The organism is Selenomonas sp. WCT3 (assembly GCA_900100835.1).
GTDB lineage: Bacteria > Bacillota > Negativicutes > Selenomonadales > Selenomonadaceae > Selenomonas_A > Selenomonas_A ruminantium_E.
This window is the reverse complement of the sequence record FNCM01000001.1, coordinates 274,371-292,309: the sequence shown is the minus strand read 5'-3', so window position 1 is coordinate 292,309 and position 17,939 is coordinate 274,371. Positions and strand designations below refer to the sequence as shown.

15 protein-coding genes, 1 tRNA gene and 1 other annotated feature are annotated in these 17,939 nt (G+C 48.1%); of the genes, 13 read left to right on the top strand and 3 right to left on the bottom strand.

What is annotated here, in order from left to right; all coding sequences use genetic code 11:
• Positions 1 to 14 precede the first annotated feature (14 nt).
• The 10 genes from BLQ36_RS01445 (at position 15) to BLQ36_RS01400 (ending at position 10,753) form a co-directional block, all read left to right on the top strand.
• The gene (locus BLQ36_RS01445; RefSeq protein ID WP_074513631.1) at positions 15 to 833 is read left to right on the top strand and encodes a metal ABC transporter ATP-binding protein; all 819 of its coding nucleotides are present in this window, start codon (positions 15 to 17) and stop codon (positions 831 to 833) included.
• The gene (locus tag BLQ36_RS01440) at positions 833 to 1,675 is read left to right on the top strand and encodes a metal ABC transporter permease (RefSeq protein ID WP_074513630.1); all 843 of its coding nucleotides are present in this window, start codon (positions 833 to 835) and stop codon (positions 1,673 to 1,675) included. The genes BLQ36_RS01445 and BLQ36_RS01440 overlap by 1 nt, the downstream gene beginning before the upstream one ends.
• A gap of 73 nt (positions 1,676 to 1,748) precedes the next feature.
• Entirely contained in the window at positions 1,749 to 2,354 is a 606-nt protein-coding gene (locus BLQ36_RS01435) for a recombinase family protein (RefSeq protein WP_033170294.1), read from the top strand.
• 164 nt (positions 2,355 to 2,518) lie between these two features.
• Positions 2,519 to 2,896, top strand: coding sequence for a TIGR02530 family flagellar biosynthesis protein (locus BLQ36_RS01430; RefSeq protein WP_033170295.1), 378 nt, complete (start codon positions 2,519 to 2,521; stop codon positions 2,894 to 2,896).
• A 31-nt stretch (positions 2,897 to 2,927) separates the two neighbouring features.
• On the top strand, positions 2,928 to 4,991 hold the full coding sequence (locus BLQ36_RS01425) for a flagellar hook-basal body complex protein (protein WP_074513629.1): 2,064 nt from the start codon (positions 2,928 to 2,930) through the stop codon (positions 4,989 to 4,991).
• Positions 4,992 to 5,138: 147 nt separating this feature from the next.
• Positions 5,139 to 6,344: an ATP-binding protein gene (locus tag BLQ36_RS01420; protein WP_074513628.1), complete on the top strand. Its 1,206-nt coding sequence runs from the start codon at positions 5,139 to 5,141 to the stop codon at positions 6,342 to 6,344.
• A 95-nt stretch (positions 6,345 to 6,439) separates the two neighbouring features.
• Positions 6,440 to 7,195, top strand: a complete 756-nt coding sequence (locus BLQ36_RS01415; protein WP_074513627.1) for a hypothetical protein — start codon at positions 6,440 to 6,442, stop codon at positions 7,193 to 7,195.
• A 245-nt stretch (positions 7,196 to 7,440) separates the two neighbouring features.
• Positions 7,441 to 8,874 carry a ShlB/FhaC/HecB family hemolysin secretion/activation protein gene (locus tag BLQ36_RS01410; protein WP_074513626.1) on the top strand — a complete coding sequence of 478 codons (1,434 nt, stop codon included), beginning with the start codon at positions 7,441 to 7,443 and terminating at the stop codon, positions 8,872 to 8,874.
• A gap of 18 nt (positions 8,875 to 8,892) precedes the next feature.
• Complete coding sequence (locus BLQ36_RS01405) at positions 8,893 to 10,344, top strand: filamentous hemagglutinin N-terminal domain-containing protein (RefSeq protein WP_074513625.1); 1,452 nt, start codon at positions 8,893 to 8,895, stop codon at positions 10,342 to 10,344.
• A gap of 205 nt (positions 10,345 to 10,549) precedes the next feature.
• Complete coding sequence (locus BLQ36_RS01400; RefSeq protein WP_033170301.1) at positions 10,550 to 10,753, top strand: hypothetical protein; 204 nt, start codon at positions 10,550 to 10,552, stop codon at positions 10,751 to 10,753.
• Positions 10,754 to 10,816: 63 nt separating this feature from the next.
• Here the strand turns inward: BLQ36_RS01400 and BLQ36_RS01395 are convergent.
• Positions 10,817 to 10,891, bottom strand: a tRNA-Arg gene (locus tag BLQ36_RS01395).
• Between the two features lie 137 nt (positions 10,892 to 11,028).
• Between BLQ36_RS01395 and BLQ36_RS01390 the strand changes: the two genes are divergently transcribed.
• Complete coding sequence (locus BLQ36_RS01390) at positions 11,029 to 11,304, top strand: late competence development ComFB family protein (protein ID WP_074513624.1); 276 nt, start codon at positions 11,029 to 11,031, stop codon at positions 11,302 to 11,304.
• A 63-nt stretch (positions 11,305 to 11,367) separates the two neighbouring features.
• On the opposite strand, the gene BLQ36_RS01385 is transcribed toward BLQ36_RS01390, so the two are convergent.
• Both BLQ36_RS01385 and BLQ36_RS01380 read right to left on the bottom strand, forming a co-directional pair.
• The gene (locus tag BLQ36_RS01385) at positions 11,368 to 12,555 is read right to left on the bottom strand and encodes an aminotransferase class I/II-fold pyridoxal phosphate-dependent enzyme (RefSeq protein WP_074513623.1); all 1,188 of its coding nucleotides are present in this window, start codon (positions 12,553 to 12,555) and stop codon (positions 11,368 to 11,370) included.
• On the bottom strand, positions 12,552 to 13,031 hold the full coding sequence (locus BLQ36_RS01380; protein WP_033170304.1) for an Lrp/AsnC family transcriptional regulator: 480 nt from the start codon (positions 13,029 to 13,031) through the stop codon (positions 12,552 to 12,554). The genes BLQ36_RS01385 and BLQ36_RS01380 overlap by 4 nt, the downstream gene beginning before the upstream one ends.
• Before the next feature lie 46 nt (positions 13,032 to 13,077).
• Positions 13,078 to 13,284, bottom strand: a binding site (T-box leader).
• A 250-nt stretch (positions 13,285 to 13,534) separates the two neighbouring features.
• Here BLQ36_RS01380 and BLQ36_RS01375 point away from each other — a divergent pair.
• The gene (locus BLQ36_RS01375) at positions 13,535 to 14,008 is read left to right on the top strand and encodes a YhcH/YjgK/YiaL family protein (RefSeq protein ID WP_051635245.1); all 474 of its coding nucleotides are present in this window, start codon (positions 13,535 to 13,537) and stop codon (positions 14,006 to 14,008) included.
• Between the two features lie 104 nt (positions 14,009 to 14,112).
• Positions 14,113 to 17,892, top strand: coding sequence for a phosphoribosylformylglycinamidine synthase (locus BLQ36_RS01370; RefSeq protein WP_074513622.1), 3,780 nt, complete (start codon positions 14,113 to 14,115; stop codon positions 17,890 to 17,892).
• The last annotated feature ends 47 nt before the right edge of the window (positions 17,893 to 17,939 follow it).

Here is a 17,939-nt window from a genome sequence, read left to right as displayed (position 1 = left end):
GAGGAGTAACGAATTTGTTTAAGAATATCATGCATCATCATGCAGCTTCGAGTGAAGACTGCACGAAATTATGCTGCACCCGGATCGAAGATTTTGCGGTCAAAATTGGTCGATTGACTATCTTTGACCATGTGAATATCCATATCCATTGTGGGCAGCTGACGGCCATAATCGGTCCGAATGGCGCGGGCAAGAGTACGCTTTTGAAGGCGATCTTGGGCGAAGTGCCTCATGAGGGAAAACTCCATTATGTCGATGCCAAGGGAAAGCATACGGGACATCCGGTCATTGGTTATGTGCCGCAATACCTGCGGTTTGATGTCAGTGCGCCGACGAGCGTCATGGATATCTTCATGGCGTGCCTTTCCAAGCGTCCCGTTTGGCTCTGCTCGGATAAGAGTCTGCGTCCGCGCGTCGAAAAGAGCCTGGCACGGGTTCATGCGGAGCATCTCATCGATCGCCGCCTCGGCGCGCTATCAGGTGGTGAGCTGCAGCGGGTACTGCTGGCATTAGCGCTAGATCCCATGCCGGATTTACTGCTGTTGGATGAGCCGGTGTCAGGCGTTGACCAGAATGGATTGGAACTCTTTTATGAAATATTAACAGAACTGCGTGAGAAAGAGGATATGGCGATTATCTTGATTTCGCATGACCTCAATATGGTCGCACGGCATGCTGACCAGGTGGTATTGATGAATAAGAGTGTCGTCATGAGCGGCACGCCTCAGGAGGTATTCCGTGATTCGCGTACCCGCCGGATCTTCGGGATGCTCGCGGGGGGCGATGCAGCCTTAATGGATGCGCAAGCGGAAAAGACTGGGAGGGAAGACTGATGGAATTACTATATGACATCATGGATATGGTGCTTCCCTTCGAATGGGTTAGTCACATGTTCATGAAACATGCATTACTCGCTATCCTGCTGGTTACGCCGCTGTTTGGCCTTTTGAGCACCATGGTGGTTTCGAATCGCATGGCCTTCTTTTCGGATTCCTTGGGACATGGTGCCTTCACCGGTATTGCGCTGGGAGTATTGCTGGGGGTGGTATCACCACTGGTATCCTTGGTCGTCTTTTCCATCTTGTTTGCGCTGTGCATCACGTATATCAAAAATAAGAGTACGGCTTCGACGGATACGATTATAGGGGTGTTTTCCTCGACGGCAATTGCGCTGGGGCTTATGATTATGACGAGTGGCGGCGGCTTTAACAAATTCTCTTCCTTCTTGATTGGCGATGTCCTAAGCATCACCGAGGAGGATTTGCAGGCGTTGGTTGTTGTCTTTGGTCTGGTGTTGGTTGGCTGGGCTTTCCTCTATAATAAACTGCTGGTCCTATCCATTAATTCGTCCTTTGCCCGCAGCCGTGGGATTGAGACCTTTTTGGTGGAGGGAATGTTCGCGGCAATCCTGGCAGTGGTTGTATCCATCAGCATCCAGTGGGTCGGCATTCTGATTATCAATGCCCTTTTGGTACTGCCGGCGGCAGCCGCCCGCAATGTGACCAATAACGTCAAACAATATCATGCGGTGTCGGTATGTCTGGCACTTTTTACTGGCGTCAGCGGCTTAATTCTGGCTTATTACTTCAATATGGCAGCTGGTGCAACCATCGTGGTGCTGTCATCGCTGGTGTTTTTTGTGACGATTGTCCTCAAACCATGGTTTATCCGATAAACATTTTTCCCTAATGGGCTATGCAGGTAGTTGCGGCTTCCGGCATAGCCCGATTTTTTTAGGGAGGAATTTTATGCAGCAGTTATTAGGATATGTGCGGGTGAGCACCAGGGAGCAGAATCTAGACCGCCAATTGGCGGCAATGGAACGCATGGGGATAAAACCGAAAAATATTTATATGGACAAACTTTCCGGCAAGGATTTTTCCCGGCCCCAGTATCAAAAACTTATGCGGCGCATCGATTCGGAAACAATCCTATGTATCCATTCGATTGACAGGCTTGGGCGAAATTATCAAGAGGTATTGGAACAATGGCGTCAAATCACGAAAATCAAGGGAGCAGATATTATCGTTCTGGATATGCCGCTGTTAGATACGCGAAAGGGGCGTGACTTGCTCGGAACTTTCGTCAGTGATGTAATTTTGCAGGTGTTATCCTTTGTCGCGGAGAATGAGCGGCGCAACATTCGCAAGCGGCAGGCCGAAGGCATTGCCGAGGCTCGCAAGCGCGGGGTACGCTTCGGACGCCCCTGCAAGCCGCTGCCTCCGGGATTTTTGCAGGCCTATGCTGCGTGGCGGGAAGGGCGGATGTCAATGAATCAGGCCGCAAGACAAATCAATATGCCTGTATCGACTTTTTACAACAAATGTCAGCAACGAAAAAAGCGCGAACGGTAAACGCTCGCGCCTTGAGCCTATTCAGAAAGGTATACTTTTCTGAATAGGCCTTTTTCTTTATTAATCTACTATATCTATCGGTGAAAATGCTGTTTTTCTTAAATAAAAATTTGTCATTCCAAAAAGTATAGGTTTTAAAAATCCAGATGAAGGTTGAGGCATATATGAAAGAAATCAGCAAAGTACCAGCTAAGGCCGAGCAGGGAATGGCAGGAATCGGCAGGAGACAGGGAAAGTCGCCAAGACCAGACGAAAAGGCATTTGACCGTGAACTGCATGCGGCGGAACATGGCGTTAAATTTTCGCATCATGCGGCCAAACGCATCGAAATGCGTGGCGTGGAACTAAGTGACAGCGATATGAATCGCCTGAATGATGCGGTGGAGCGCATGGCGGAAAAAGGTTCCCGCGACGCGCTGATATGGATGAAACAGACCGCGCTGGTTGTCAGCGTGAAGAATCGCACCGTCATTACCGCAGTAGACGAAGAAAGTGCCAAAGAAAACATATTCACGAATATAGACAGTGCCGCCATACTCTAAGGCACAAGGGATAAAGGAGAAGTGATTTATTATGATGCGTTCGTTATATTCTGGTGTATCGGGACTTAAAGGACATCAGACGCGAATGGATGTAATCGGCAACAATATTGCCAACGTAAATACGACCGGTTTTAAATCAAGCCGCGTGACCTTTGCGGATACGTTGAGTCAGACTTTATCAGGAGCTGGTTCTCCTAGTGCAAATCTTGGAGGAACAAATCCTAAACAAATTGGCTTAGGTACAGGGGTATCGAGTATTGATATGTTGTTTACAGACGGAGCAGTACAATCAACAGGAAAGAATACAGATTTGTGTCTTTCGGGTAATGGGCTATTTGTGGTAAAAAAAGGAAATGAAACTTTTTATACTCGTAATGGTGCGTTTGAGTTTGATGCTAATGGAAACTTGGTAATGCCGGGAAGTGGTATGAAGGTCCAGGGGTATATAGCTAATAATGGTGATATTAGCAATGTTGCTGGGGACCCTGATGGAGATATTCAAATTCAGGTAGGTAAAGGAATGGATGCTGCAGCAACCACTTTAATATCATATACGAAAAATTTGCAGGGAGATATGACTGGCTATGACATTAGTAATATGATTATAAAATATGCTGATGGCACACAGGAAACTATAAACTCGTATACGCCGACTAAGGTAGATAAGGGGACGATTTCACTCACTACTGATACCGGTGAGGTAATTGAAGTGGATGATACTGCAGGCTTTAATTTTACGACCAATCAGGTTTTGGATGGTGTTAAATTGTGGACGGAGAATATAGATTCTGTTACTGCAAATTCTTCTGGAACAGTTGATGTGCAAGTAAAATCGGGAGCTTCGTCAACTTTAGTTAGTCCTAGCCCTTTGGATCTTAAAGGTTTGACAAGTGGTAATTATTCTTATGGCGGTTCAATAGCTCTTTCAGGAACAATTATTACTAATGGTGTTACCGCTATAGGCCCAGCTACAAATCCAAATTCTGCTGTGGAAGTTAGTTTTAAGCTTGATGATACTTATGGGACTTCGGCTGGAACGGTGGTTAAAGTCCGTATTCCAAATCCACAAAATGCTACATATAGAGATGGTGATACGGTAGCTTTTGGTGGATTTACAATTGGTGATATAACGGCTAATACTGGTGCTGTAGTTAATTGTGCTAATGGAAGGACAGATCCGTTGCCAGCACCGTATAGCGTTACATCGTCTGCTCAGTTATATGAGCGGAAGGGCAGAGGTACGGATGGTTCGATAACAGCAATTACCCGAAATGGAAAGGGAACAGCATATAAATATAACGGTAAAGAGGTTAATTCTTTAAGTATCGTAACATCAGATGGCAAGACTTTGTCTGGGTTATTGGGGAAAAATTATTCGAGTGGTGATACGTTCTATTCGTCTATAACCACAACGGTAACGTTATATGATACTGATGGTGGTGTTCATTCTGTACCTGTTCTGTTTACGCGTACTGCAGGTGCGGAGAGTACTTGGGAGTTAAGTTTAGCTGGTGGTAGTGATACCTATAATACTGTAGAAGATGATGGAACAACATTCTCGGTTTCCTTGAGCAAAAGTGATTTAGTTTTTGATGGTAATGGTAGATATGTATCAGGATCTGCATCATTATCAACTTCTAGTTCGGGTGATAGAGCTTATGATGATGGAGATGTAACTTTAAATTTAAGCGGTCTTACTCAGTATGCAGGTACAAGTACAATTTCTAATAAAGGGGATGGAAATGCTTCTGGAACATTGCAGAGTGTTTCTATTGACAGCACTGGCGTTATAACGGGAGTATATTCTAATGGCGTAAAACAAGCTGAGGCTAAAATAGCAATAGCTACGTTTAATAATGCCGCAGGTTTGACTAAAACAGGAAATAGTCTTTATCAAGAATCGAATAACTCGGGGAAGGTATCGTATGATTCGACAGGCTCTACAATTACATCGTCGGCTCTGGAGATGTCCAATGTCGATATTGCCAACGAGTTCTCGGATATGATTGTCACCCAGCGCGGTTTCCAGTCGAACTCCAAGATTATCACGGTCAGTGATGAAATGCTTGAGACAATGATTAATATGAAACGCTAATACAGGCAAGCGGCAACCAATTCGGTTGCCGCTTGTTTTGGCTAAAAGGAAAAAGTAGTAGATTTTGTATAGTTTTCTCAGTGAAATGAAAAAACTATACAAAATCTACTACTTTTTGATATAATATAGAAAAAGGAGGTGGTTGCGATGATACAACGCAAGGATTACTTACAAGAACTATGTCGTTGGCGGGATAAGCAAGTCATTAAGGTGATTACAGGCATTCGACGCTGTGGCAAATCGACGTTATTTTCCCTTTTTATCGATAAACTGCGAGAAGAAGGTGTGTCATCAGAACAGATCATCTGGATTAATTTAGAAGACTTGGCTTATGAAGAATTATTGGATTACCGTAAGCTTTATGCCTACGTGAAGGAAAGATTACAGCCAGGAAGAAAGACATATATATTCTTGGATGAAGTTCAAAACTGCCAAGATTTTGAGCGAGCCGTTGATAGTTTATTCATCCAGCCGGATACGGACGTATATATCACAGGTTCTAATGCTTTTATGTTATCTGGTGAGCTGGCAACCCTTTTATCCGGGCGCTATATTACGATTACGATGCAGCCATTATCCTTTGCGGAGTATTATTCTACGACGTCTCAGCAAAACAGAGGTGAGGCCTTTCAGGAGTATATGCGCTTTGGTGCTTTTCCTTATGTAACGCAGTTGAATCGTAATGAGGAGTCGGTGCGCATTTATTTGGAAGGCATTTATAACACGATTCTCGTCAAAGATGTTGCTATGCGAGAAAAGATTACAGACTTGACGATTCTGGAGAGTGTTGTGCGGACGCTGGCCAGCAATATCGGTAGTCCGATTTCGATAAAGAAGATAGCCGATACGCTGGTTTCTAGTGGACGAAAAATATCGGTCAATACGGTGGAGCGGTTTGTACGGGCGCTTACAGACAGTTTTATTTTTTATAAGGTAGACCGGTATGATGTCAAGGGGCGGCAGTATCTTAAAACTTTGGGGAAATATTATATCGCGGATACAGGATTACGCCGGATATTGACAGCAGAAAGTACAGCTGATTTAGGTCATTTGCTGGAAAATATTGTGTACTTGGAGTTGATGCGGCGTAATATGCGCGTCAATATTGGCAAGGTAGCGGAGTATGAAGTTGATTTCGTCGCTGAAAATGGAGAGGAAGTCACCTATTACCAAGTATCTGCTAGTGTGCTGGATGAGAAGACTAAGGAACGTGAATTGCGTGTCTTGCAAAAAATAAAAGACAATCACCCCAAAATTTTGCTGACCCTCGATGTGGTTGGTGCCAATGCGAACTATGACGGGATTCGCCAGTATAATCTGATTGATTGGCTATTGAAAAAACAAACACCCTAAAGGTGGGGGAAAAGGATTTCGACCTTCAGTGACGAATTGATACCTAGAGATGATGTGGGAAGTGTGAAGGGAAAAGTTAAAAGCGAGGGGTGACTATGGCGAAGGACACAGAGTGGAGAAAGCGGCGGGAACTTATGCGGGATTTGTTCGAAGAGATGATGGACCTGCATAAAAAAATGCTGCTGGCGGCAATTGAGCTGCACAAGGCCATGGAGGAAGATAAAGACCCAAGAGGAATCAGACACAGCAAGGAGTTTTTGGACCTTATGCGTCAACAGCGCACACTGATGATTCTCGGCATGGTCCACAAGGTCAATGCCTTGAACTCCGAAGAGGAGGGAGGTAAGTTAATTCCCTTCCCTCTTCGCCCTACCCGGGAAAATATGGAGGCCACCGTTCGGCAGTACATTCCCCGGGACAAAGAGCGGCTGGCGAAGGAACATGCGGCTATCATGCGCATGGCTGAAAAGATTGGCTATTATGCCTGGTCTTTGCCAAAGTCCTGCGTGCAGCATGCGAAAAACGGCGGTGTCACAACCTATGAGTGTTCCCGTTGCAGTGTGCTACGCAAGGCAAAGCTGGAGCAGGGAGGAGATGGACAGGGCTATGAGTTGCAACATCGCCAGCTGCTGCGGCTCTATGAAAAATGGGATGCCTGGATGCTGCAGTTTGTGAAGGAAGAACCCAAGACGAAGGAGGAGCTTCAGGAAGAGGTGGTATCGCCGGCTTGCGCGAAACACCTTCGCGAACACTTTGCGGAACGGGAAACCTTTGATGGGGCGGACTGCTATGGCTGTCCCGTCATTCGCCAGTCCTTTATGCCACTACAAAAGAATATTACAAAGGAATAAAAGGAAGCGGTCTTTTGGCAGGCCGCTTTCTTTTATTTTTGATTGTTTGTTTCGATAAGGAATTGATCCTTTTGAAACAGTGTTTCAAGGGCGGGGTTTTTTGCTGGCAGGCGAGGCGTTTTTTATGTAACGTCGTTTCAGTTCATCGGGTATCGATTGTTTAATATTATTTGTTAGTGGTAAGCTTAAAACGAATTAAAGAATACATTATAATACCAAAAGAGAGAAACAGGGGGAGAAGAACGATGAAACTGAAGAGAGAAAGAACTACAGCTCTCGCACTGACGGTTTTGCTTGGTCTTTCGGCTGGTTACATGCCGTCGACGGAGGCTGCCAAAACTACGGCAGAAGAAGCTTTGGAAAAACAGATGGAGTCACCGGTTCAGGAGTCGCTTTCGGAAAAGGCACAGCGCCTGGCCCATAGTACGGTAAAACTTACCGGAGTCGATGTTGCGGATGGCTCGGCTTACGATAAAGACAAAATCCTCCTGTTGGTACCACAGCTCAAAGGGGACAAGGTAAACGTACAGGAACTCAGCCGGACTATTGCCCTGTATAACGATGACGGCGCCATCAAACTGCATGTCAACTTCCAGCCGGATGGCGATGGTTACCGGGCGGTAGTAAGTGCCGTAACGGGGAAGAAAGTCGTCTATGGCGTTCAGTTTGCCAATAACGGCAACAAGTACAGTGGAAACTGGCGTGGTACGACGACCTATGTCAACCGCAACCTCACGGGTCGCGGGGATACATTGGGCGCAGCATTTGTCAGCACCACTTCCTTGGATAAAGACAGCAATGTCAGACAGGGAGCCGTTTCCTATCGTTGGAATTTGCCAAGCTCCGGCGATACGCTGACCTTCTCCGCCAGCCATTCGGATTCGAAGCTTACGAATCTTTCCACGACGCCGCTCTTTGACTTGTCCGCTACAGGTAAGAGTACTCGTGCCGGCGTTTCCTATCAGCATTATTTTAAGCACAGCCAGCGTGAGCGCGACTTCCTGGATTTCGGACTGAACTATCATCAGACGGATAATGGATTAGAGCTTGCCCTTCCTGGTGGTGGCGGTGCGAAAATCAATTATGACCTCCACCATGAAGATGCAACGGTGGCTTTCTATCATCGTGACCGGGGCGCATCTCATAATTTCGGTTATCGCCTGGGACTACAGGGAAATGTGGCCGGCAATAAGACGGATTTTAGGGCCATGACCGCCGATGCCGATACGAAATACCTGATTTTCCATGGGAATGCCAACTATCTGAAACGTCTAAGTAAGGAAAAGAATTCCTGGTTGCTCAGCACTCGGGCCGCTGGCCAGTTGGCAAACAAGAACCTCATCAGCTGTGAGAAGTTCGGCGTAGGCGGTATGGACAGCGTCCGCGGCTTTGATGAAAATATCCGCACGGCGGATAATGGCGTATCGGGAAGCGTGGAATTCTACACGCCGGAGAAGAGCGGTCTGCGCGGTGTTGCCTTCGTCGATGGTGCCCGCATCAAAAATCATCATGGCAATATGACCACGAATCTGGCCTCGACGGGTCTTGGCCTTCGTTATAATACGGCGAATTTCTCCCTGGCCACGGATTATGCCTGGGTTCTGCATGAACCGGATAATGTCGAACATGACCCGGCCGGTCATCGCCGTTGGAATTTCTGGGCTGGATTGAGTTTCTAAGTAAGGAGCGGAAGTAAGATGAAAAAGACAACCTTCTCGAAAAAGATTCTTCGTTTTGCCGTGGCCAGTGGCCTGATGTTTTCCCTGAGTGCTCCGCTGGTGCAGGCAATGCCCCAGGGCGGTGAAGTCTTAAATGGCGGCGTTTGGGTCAATGGCTCGAACCGTTACCTCGACAATAGCAGTGGGAAGTTTGACGCTGTTTCCGGGGATGAATTCCAGGCCCAGAAGGTCTATGACCCCAATGATAAAGCGCTGGTTATTAAATGGGATTCCTTTGATATCGCAACTGGCGAGAATTTGGTTTTAAATGGCCAGGGCGTGCCCTTCATCAATATCGTCAACAGTGGGAAAATGTCAACCATTGCCGGCACCCTGGCAACCACGGGCCTTTATCAGGTTTATGTGGTAAACACCAGTGGCATCAATGTGACGGATACGGCGAATTTGACAGCCACGAATCTGACCCTTTCCACGGTGAATGCTACGGATGCGGAATGGAAAAGTTTGTCCTTTAGTGAGTCTGCAAAAGCCAAAGGCGATATCAAGATTTCCACGCCGAACGTCATCGATGTATATGGCAACTTTACGACCAATAGCGTCAATCTGGAAGTAGCTGACGGAGTGTCCTTCAAAATCAATACGGAGGACAGCAATTCCTCGTGGTGGGATGATACCAATAAGGTAAATGTGCCCTACGACAAAACTTGGGATCGTTCAACGGTAACCTTCCATGCGGAGAATAATATTACCTTTAATGGTTATTTCGATACGGCTTGGATCGACCAGAAGGGGGATGTGGCTGGTCATGGCGCAAAAGGTCCTATTGAAGCAACGTTTTCGGGCAAAAATGTGACGTTCAATGTGCCGACCAAAACAACGGAATATACGGTAGGCATGAATTTCAATTTATATAATGATGCCAACACGATAACGGTAAATGGAACGGACAGCATTGCAATAAACGGTGGGAAATTTGCAGCTGGTTCGGGAAGCATCAATCTCAACAGCCCGAAAATCACGGCAGCCAGCGGAACGGTATTTGATGCTGCGACCAAGAAATCCTCTTCGCCGATTGAGGCAGCCGAAGGCGTTGATATCAGCGGCTTTACGGTAACGGGGGCGGATTTACCGAATGATGATCCAGGTGATAAACCGGGAACGGACCCGTCGGATGATCCAGGCGTTGATCCGAACACCAAACCGTTGAGTCATAATGAGGCGGTAAATAAAGGGTTGAATACTTTGCCGGCTTCGGTAACGCAGGAGACGAAAGAACAGATGGCGGCAACCATTGAGGAAGAAAATGATATGGTAGTCGCTGCTGTAGACCAGGAGGCTGCTCCGGCAGAATCGGTCGATGCAGAGGATAAAGATGTCAGAGGCCAGGCTGCTGCCATCGAGAGCACGTCCAATGCTCCGGCAAATGCAAATGGACTCGAAGTGGCGGATAACGTATCCTTTACGGCTTGAGGAAACGATGCGTTAACTAGCAAAACTTAGATCAAGAAGGAGTTGCAGAAAGAGTGTGTGGTTCTTCCACATGCTTTTTCGCAACTCCTTTTGTCGTTGTTTCCATAAAAGTGGCAGGAGAAAGTAGACAAACGGTGTAGTATTTTTATATAATAGCATTTATGAATAATTATCATAAATAACTCAGATGTGGAGGATGTAGAAAATGGCAAGAACAGTCAATTACGAAGTAAAGATGAAACAGGTTTCGGAAAAGATTGAGAAGAAGCAGCGCGAAATCAAGGCGCTTAAAGCTGAGTTGGAAACGGTCAAAGAGAAACAGGCAAAAGTAGAGTACGCAGAACTGCTGGAATACATGCAGGCCAACAATCTTTCGGCGAAAGAGATTCTCGAACTTATCAAAGACTGATAGAAAACAAACAAAAAAGCCATCCTTAATGATAAAATCAAGGATGGCTTTTAACATTCAAAATGGTGCGCTCGGGCAGAGTCGAACTGCCGCCTTCGGCTCCGGAGGCCAACGTCCTATCCACTGGACTACGAGCGCGACGTTGTGTTTAACAACAGTAGTTATTATATCATTGTTGCAATTTAATGTCAAACGGAGAAAGATTTGTTGAAATATTAGGGAAATGAGACAAAACATGATATAATTACTTTAGAATGTGCTAGGAGGGGGTTAAGATGGAACTTAAAAATTATATGGAAGATTTGGTCCTCGAGAAACTGGATGATGTTATGGCGCAGTATCCATTTTGCTGCACGTGCGATCTGTGTAAGCGGGATATTGCCACCTTGGCGTTGAATCATCTGAAGCCGCGTTATATTTCCTCGCGTAAAGGCGATGTTTATACGCGACTGGATGAAATGAGCGTTCAGTATGAGGTGGAAGTCATACAGGCCATTGCCCAAGCTATCGAGGTTGTGCATAAAAATCCGCGACATGCCGAAGAGGAATGATTGTGCTCAACGACAACGAGGTATTGCCAAGAATTTTGGCAATACCTCGTTGTCGTTTTTTATTTACTTTTTGTGATTTTTCAAGAAGTTCTCGATACGGTTCAATGCTTCGGAAATTTTATCAATCGAAGTAGCATAGGAACAGCGTACATGACCTTCTCCGCAGGTGCCAAAGGCACTGCCTGGGACGAGGGCAACGTGTTCGGCTTTTAGCAATTCTTCCGCAAACTCGTTGGAAGTGTAGCCCGTGGAGCTGATGTTGGGGAAAATGTAGAAGGCGCCTTTCGGCTCGAAGCATTCGAGCCCCATTTTGGTCAGGCCATCATAGATTAGACGGCGGCGCCGGTCGTATTCGGCAACCATTTTTTTCATGTATTTTTCCCCGTGACGAAGCGCTTCGACGGCGGCAATTTGCGCGGTGATTGGTGCGCAAAGCATCGTGTACTGGTGGATCTTCGTCATGGCAGCGGTGAGCGTGGGATTGGCTAAGGCGTAGCCGATGCGCCAGCCGGTCATGGCATAGGCCTTGGAGAAGCCATTTAAGAGAATGGTCCGCTCCTGCATACGGGGCAGGGAGGAGAAGCAGACATGTTCCTCGCTGCCATAGGTGAGATCGCCGTAGATTTCGTCGGAAATGACGATAAGGTCGTGTTTTTCAGCGAAGTCGGCAATGGCCAAGAGGTCTTTGCGGGTCATGATGGCACCCGTGGGATTGTTGGGATAGCCAATCAACAGGACTTTGGTGCGGTCGGTGACGTGCTCCTCCAGTTCTGCCGGTGTAATGCGAAATTCGTTTTCAATCTTTGCGGGAACCGCTACCGGGACACCGCCGGCCAGCGTGGTGCAGGCCTGGTAGGAAACGTAGCATGGCTCTGGAATCAGAACTTCATCGCCCGGGGCCAGAATGGCACGCATGGCAATGTCAAGAGCTTCGCTGACACCTACCGTCACCAGCACATCGGTGGCGGCGTCGTAGGTTACGTTGTAGTTTTTCTGATAGTGGCTGCAGATTTCTTCCCGCAGTTCCGGCAAGCCGCGATTGGCTGTGTAGGAGGTATAGCCCTGCTCTAATCCATAGACGCAGCTTTCGCGGATAGACCAAGGGGTGACGAAGTCTGGTTCGCCAACACCCAGGGAGATGACATCGTCCATCTGGGCGGCAATGTCAAAGAATTTGCGGATGCCCGAGGGGGCAATGGCGTTTACGCCCGGTGAGAGGCGGCTGGCCCAGTCTTTTCTCGTTTCAATCATGGGCTCACCACCAGTCTGCGGTCACGTTCTTCATCGTCGATAATTGTGCCGTCTTTTTTGTAGGGTTTCAACATGAAGTGGCTGCGGGTCTGGGTGACGCCTTCGATGGTGGAGAGGCGTTTGGCAACGAAGTTTGCTACTTCTTTCAAGGATTTGCCCTCGATGATGACCATCAGGTCAAAGCTGCCGCTCATGAGATAGACGGTACGGACTTCGTCAAAGCGGTAGATGCGTTCGGCAATGGCATCAAAACCGACTTCGCGCTGTGGCGTCAGATTGATTTCAATCATGGCAGTGACCGTGTCGTCACCAAATTTTTCCCAATTAATCAGTGTATTGTAGGACAGAATGATTTTGTTCTTTTCCAGGTCCTTGATGTTTTTTTCGACTTCATACTCACTGCGATTGAGCATGGAGGCAAGTTCGCCTACTGGACGGCGGGCGTCGTGTTCGAGAAGCTCCAAGAGTTCGCGCATGAATATTCCTCCTTTATTGTTCGCTACAACAAAAGCCCTCATCCTGTAAAAGGACGAGGGCTTATTCCCGTGGTACCACCTTAATCGGATTCACGCTGTGAATCCACTCGAGGCCTTAACGCGGCAAACGGCAGAACTTATTCGGCTCTGCAGGCTCGTGAGCAGCTTTCTCTGGTTCTGTCTGACGATTCGCACCGGCCATCGTCTCTCTGAAAGGAAAGAATTCAGATACTTATTCAGTCATTGCCTCTAACCATATAAGCTAATCATATCACAGTGAAACAGTTTTTGACAAGTCAAAATTAGCCACTGTCTGTTTGTGATAGACAGATGACGAAGATAAACAGCTCATATGTCCCTTTGTTGAAAAATTGTTGTCTTTTTGATAAAGATGGCGGTGTGTTCTTGCAATACGCAGTTGTTTTAGGTAAAATGATAATGAAATACTAACACGAATAGTATTTTCAGGAGAAAGAAGCAGAAATAAGGAAGAAGGTTATTGCATGTTTATCGGCAGCATTGATTCGTTGGATAACGGTCACGCAGACTACCCGGAGATTGTACAGAAGGCGTTGGAGTATCTGCGGAGCCATGACTTCACGAAATTAGAAGATGGACGCTATCCGATTGATGGCGATAAATGCGTGGCGAATCTGCAGCGGTATACGACCCGTGTCCTTGAGAAATGTCGTCCGGAGACCCATAAGAAGTATGTGGATATCCAGTTTGTCGTTGAGGGCGAGGAATACATGGGATGGTGTCCGTTCAGCCCGGATCTTAAAGTGGCGGAGCCTTACGATGCGGAAAAGGACATAACCTTTTATGAAGAGTTGATACCGGACAGCAATATCGTGCTGACGCCGGGGCGTTTTGCTGTGCTTTATCCGGAAGATGTACATCGTCCGCAGGGGGCAGTAGAGGGCGAGCCGGGCCCTGTAACCAAAGTGGTGGTTAAAATTTCGGTGGATTGTTTGTGATGCAATAGGCATAGCAGGCCTTTCGGGGGTTGCTATGCCTATTTTATCTATATAAAGCTTTATGGTTTCATTATTTCTAATTCTATTGGAGGAAAAGAACACTCATGACTGTAAGAAGAATTTTCGTAGAGAAACGACAGGGATTCTTTGACATCCCGGCCCAGCAGCTCTGCAGCGACCTAAAGGAGACCTTCCAATTGGAAGAACTCAAGGCCGTCCGCATCATCAAACGCTATGATATCGAGGGTTTGAGTGATGAGGAGTACGCTGCGGTCAAGTCGGTGGTTTTTTCTGAGCCGCCGGTGGATGTGGTATATGAGGAAAAATTGCCGCATTTCCCGAATTCGCGGGTCTTTGCGGTCGAATATCTGCCGGGACAGTATGACCAGACGGCAGACTCGGCAGCGCAGTGCGTGCAGCTCGTTACGCAGAAAGAGCGCCCGCAGATTGCCACCGCACGGGTTATCGTCATTGTAGGAGACGTGAGTCGTGAGGATTTCAACAAAATCAAGGATTACTGCATCAATGCTGTGGAGAGCCGTGAGGCAAGCCTTACGAAACCAGAGTCGCTGAATGTAACCTATGAGGAACCGGCTGATGTTGAAGTGCTGGAAGACTTCAACGGATTGGACGAAGCTGGGGTCAAAGCGTTTTGGGAGCAGAAGGGCTTTGCGATGAGTCTGGAAGACTTGCTCTTTTGCCAGCAGTATTTCCGCGATGAGGAGCATCGTGCGCCGACGATTACGGAACTTCGCGTTATCGATACGTATTGGTCGGATCATTGCCGTCATACTACTTTCACGACGGCAATCGATATGGTCGATATTAAAGATGGTTACTTTTCTCCCGCTATCACGAAGGCTTATGAGAAATATTTGGCAGACCGCAAGGAAATTTACGCCGATAAACCGCGCGATGTGACCTTGATGGATATTGCCGTCATCGGGATGAAAGCCCTCAGAAAGCAGGGCAAGCTCGCGGATTTGGATAAATCGGAGGAAATCAATGCCTGCAGTATTGTGGTAACGGCGGATATCGATGGCAAAGAGGAAGAGTGGCTCGTGATGTTCAAAAACGAGACGCACAATCATCCGACGGAAATTGAGCCTTTTGGTGGCGCGGCTACTTGTCTTGGTGGTGCAATCCGTGATCCGCTTTCGGGACGTTCCTATGTCTATCAAGCGATGCGCGTAACGGGGGCCGCTGATCCGCGCCGTCCGCTTAAAGATACGATGGCCGGAAAACTGCCACAGAAGAAAATTACCCTGGGAGCAGCTGCTGGCTACAGTGCTTATGGCAACCAGATTGGTCTGGCTACGGGACAGGTTCGCGAGGTCTACCATGAGGGCTATATGGCAAAGCGCATGGAAATTGGTGCCGTTATCGCTGCGGCGCCGAAGGTCAATGTTGTCCGCGAGCGTCCAGCAGCTGGTGATTTCATCGTGCTTGTAGGCGGCCGGACGGGCCGTGACGGCTGCGGCGGTGCGACGGGGTCCTCGAAAGAGCATACGGAAGAGTCGTTGACGAGCTGCGGTGCAGAGGTGCAGAAGGGAAATCCGCCGACGGAGCGCAAGATTCAGCGCTTGTTCCGCAATCCGGAAGTCAGCCGCATGATTAAACGCTGCAACGATTTTGGTGCCGGTGGTGTGGCCGTAGCTATTGGCGAGTTGGCCGATGGCCTGATTATCGATTTGGATGCCGTCAAGAAAAAATATGCCGGCCTCGATGGTACGGAACTGGCAATTTCGGAATCCCAGGAGCGTATGGCTGTCGTCATCGACCCGAAGGATTTGGATGCCTTCGTCAAATTCGCCGATGCAGAAAATCTGGAGGCTACCAAGGTCGCTGATGTCACGGAAGAACCGCGGCTTATCATGCAGTGGCGTGGCAAACCGATAGTCCAGATGAACCGTGAATTCTTGGATACCAACGGTGTTCGCCAGCATGTCACGGCTGTTATCGATATGCCGGATGCAGGCAAACGCTATCTGCGCGAAATCCCGGAGACTGTCAAAAAGTGCGGGGGCGATGTGGAGAAAGCATGGCTGGAAAATCTGCGCGACCTCAATGTTTGCAGCCAGAAGGGATTGGCTGAGCGCTTCGATTCTACCATCGGCGGCAATACCGTGCTCATGCCCTTTGGCGGCAAGAAACAGCTGACGCCGGCCGAAGGTATGGTAGCGAAGCTGCCGGTCCTTGGCGCGGAGACGAATACCGCTACAGCGATGACCTTTGGTCTTAATCCGGCTTTTACGGAATGGAGTCCGTTCCATGGTGCTTTGTACGCTGTGGTTGAGGCTGCTGCCAAAATGGTTGCCTTGGGCGGCCGGGCAGATAAGATTCGCCTGACGTTCCAGGAATATTTCGAAAGCCTGGGCAAAGAGCCGGAGAAGTGGGGCAAACCGTTTGCTGCTCTTATCGGTGCGCTTTGGGCACAGCATGAGCTGGAGATTCCGGCCATCGGCGGAAAGGATTCGATGTCGGGAACGTTTGAGGATATTCATGTACCGCCGACGCTGGCAGCTTTTGCTGTTGATGTCATGAAGGCTGATGTTGCGATATCACCGGAATTTAAATACGCGGGCAATAAGGTTTATCTGGTACCGGCCCCGAAGGACGACCAGGATTTGCCGTTGTTTGGCAAGATGCGTCACAATTGGGCGAAAATCAGTGAGATGACAGCAGGACATAAAGTGTTCTCTGCGCAGAGCATTGGCGTAGGCGGTATTGCTGCTGCTGTTACGAAAATGTCGTTGGGCAATGGCATTGGCTTTAAATTTACGAACTTTATTGCCAAAGAAGACCTTTTCAAGCCGGATTATGGTTCTATCCTGTTGGAAGTTGCCGACAATACGGATGTGGAAACGATGTTGGCTGGCACCGGGTATCGTGAACTCGGTGAAACCACCGCAGGCCCGAGTATTGTCTGTGGTGATACGGTGGTCATGATTGCCGATGCGGAGGAGGCTTTCACGGCGCCGCTGGAAAAAATCTTCCCGACGCAGGTCAAGGTGCGTTCCAAAGATAAAGCAACCTACATTCCCTACAACAAGGGCAATGTGATTAAGGCACAGCACAGCATCGTTCGTCCGAAGGTATTCATCCCGGTATTCCCGGGCACGAACTGCGAATACGATTCGGCAAGAGCTTGGCAGCGTGCTGGTGCTGAGACGGAGACGCTGATTGTCCGCAACCTTACGCCGCAGGCTGTCGAGGAAACGGTGGAGGCAATCGTCAAGGGGATTCAGAATGCCCAGATGATTATGTTGCCGGGCGGTTTCAGCGGCGGCGACGAGCCGGATGGTTCGGGAAAATTCATAGCGGCCATGTTCCGCAATCCGCGCATCAAGGAAGAGGTTATGAATCTCCTCAACAAACGTGATGGTCTGATGCTTGGTATCTGCAATGGTTTCCAGGCACTCATCAAATTGGGGCTGGTACCCTATGGCGATATTCGGGACCTTTCGGAATCTTCGCCGACGCTGACGCATAATAACATCGGCCGCCACGCTTCCTGTATGGTTCAGACAAAAGTCGTATCGAATCTTTCTCCTTGGTTTAACAACGTCAAAGTGGGAGATACTCATACGATTGCGATTTCGCATGGCGAAGGCCGTTTTGTTGCCGATCAGGAAATCATCGCGAAACTGCGTGTACGCGGGCAGATTGCTACCCAGTATGTCGATGCGGCCGGAAATCCGTCGCTTTCTATTCCGTTCAATCCTAACGGTTCGGTCAATGCCATTGAAGGCATTACAAGCCCCGATGGCCGCGTCTTAGGCAAGATGGGACACTCGGAGCGCATTGGCGAAAATGTCGCCTGCAACGTACCAGGCTGCAAAGATCAGCAACTCTTTGAAGCTGGCGTGGCTTACTATAAATAATAAGAGCCCTTACGAAAAAAATGACCGGTCATTTGACCGGTCATTTT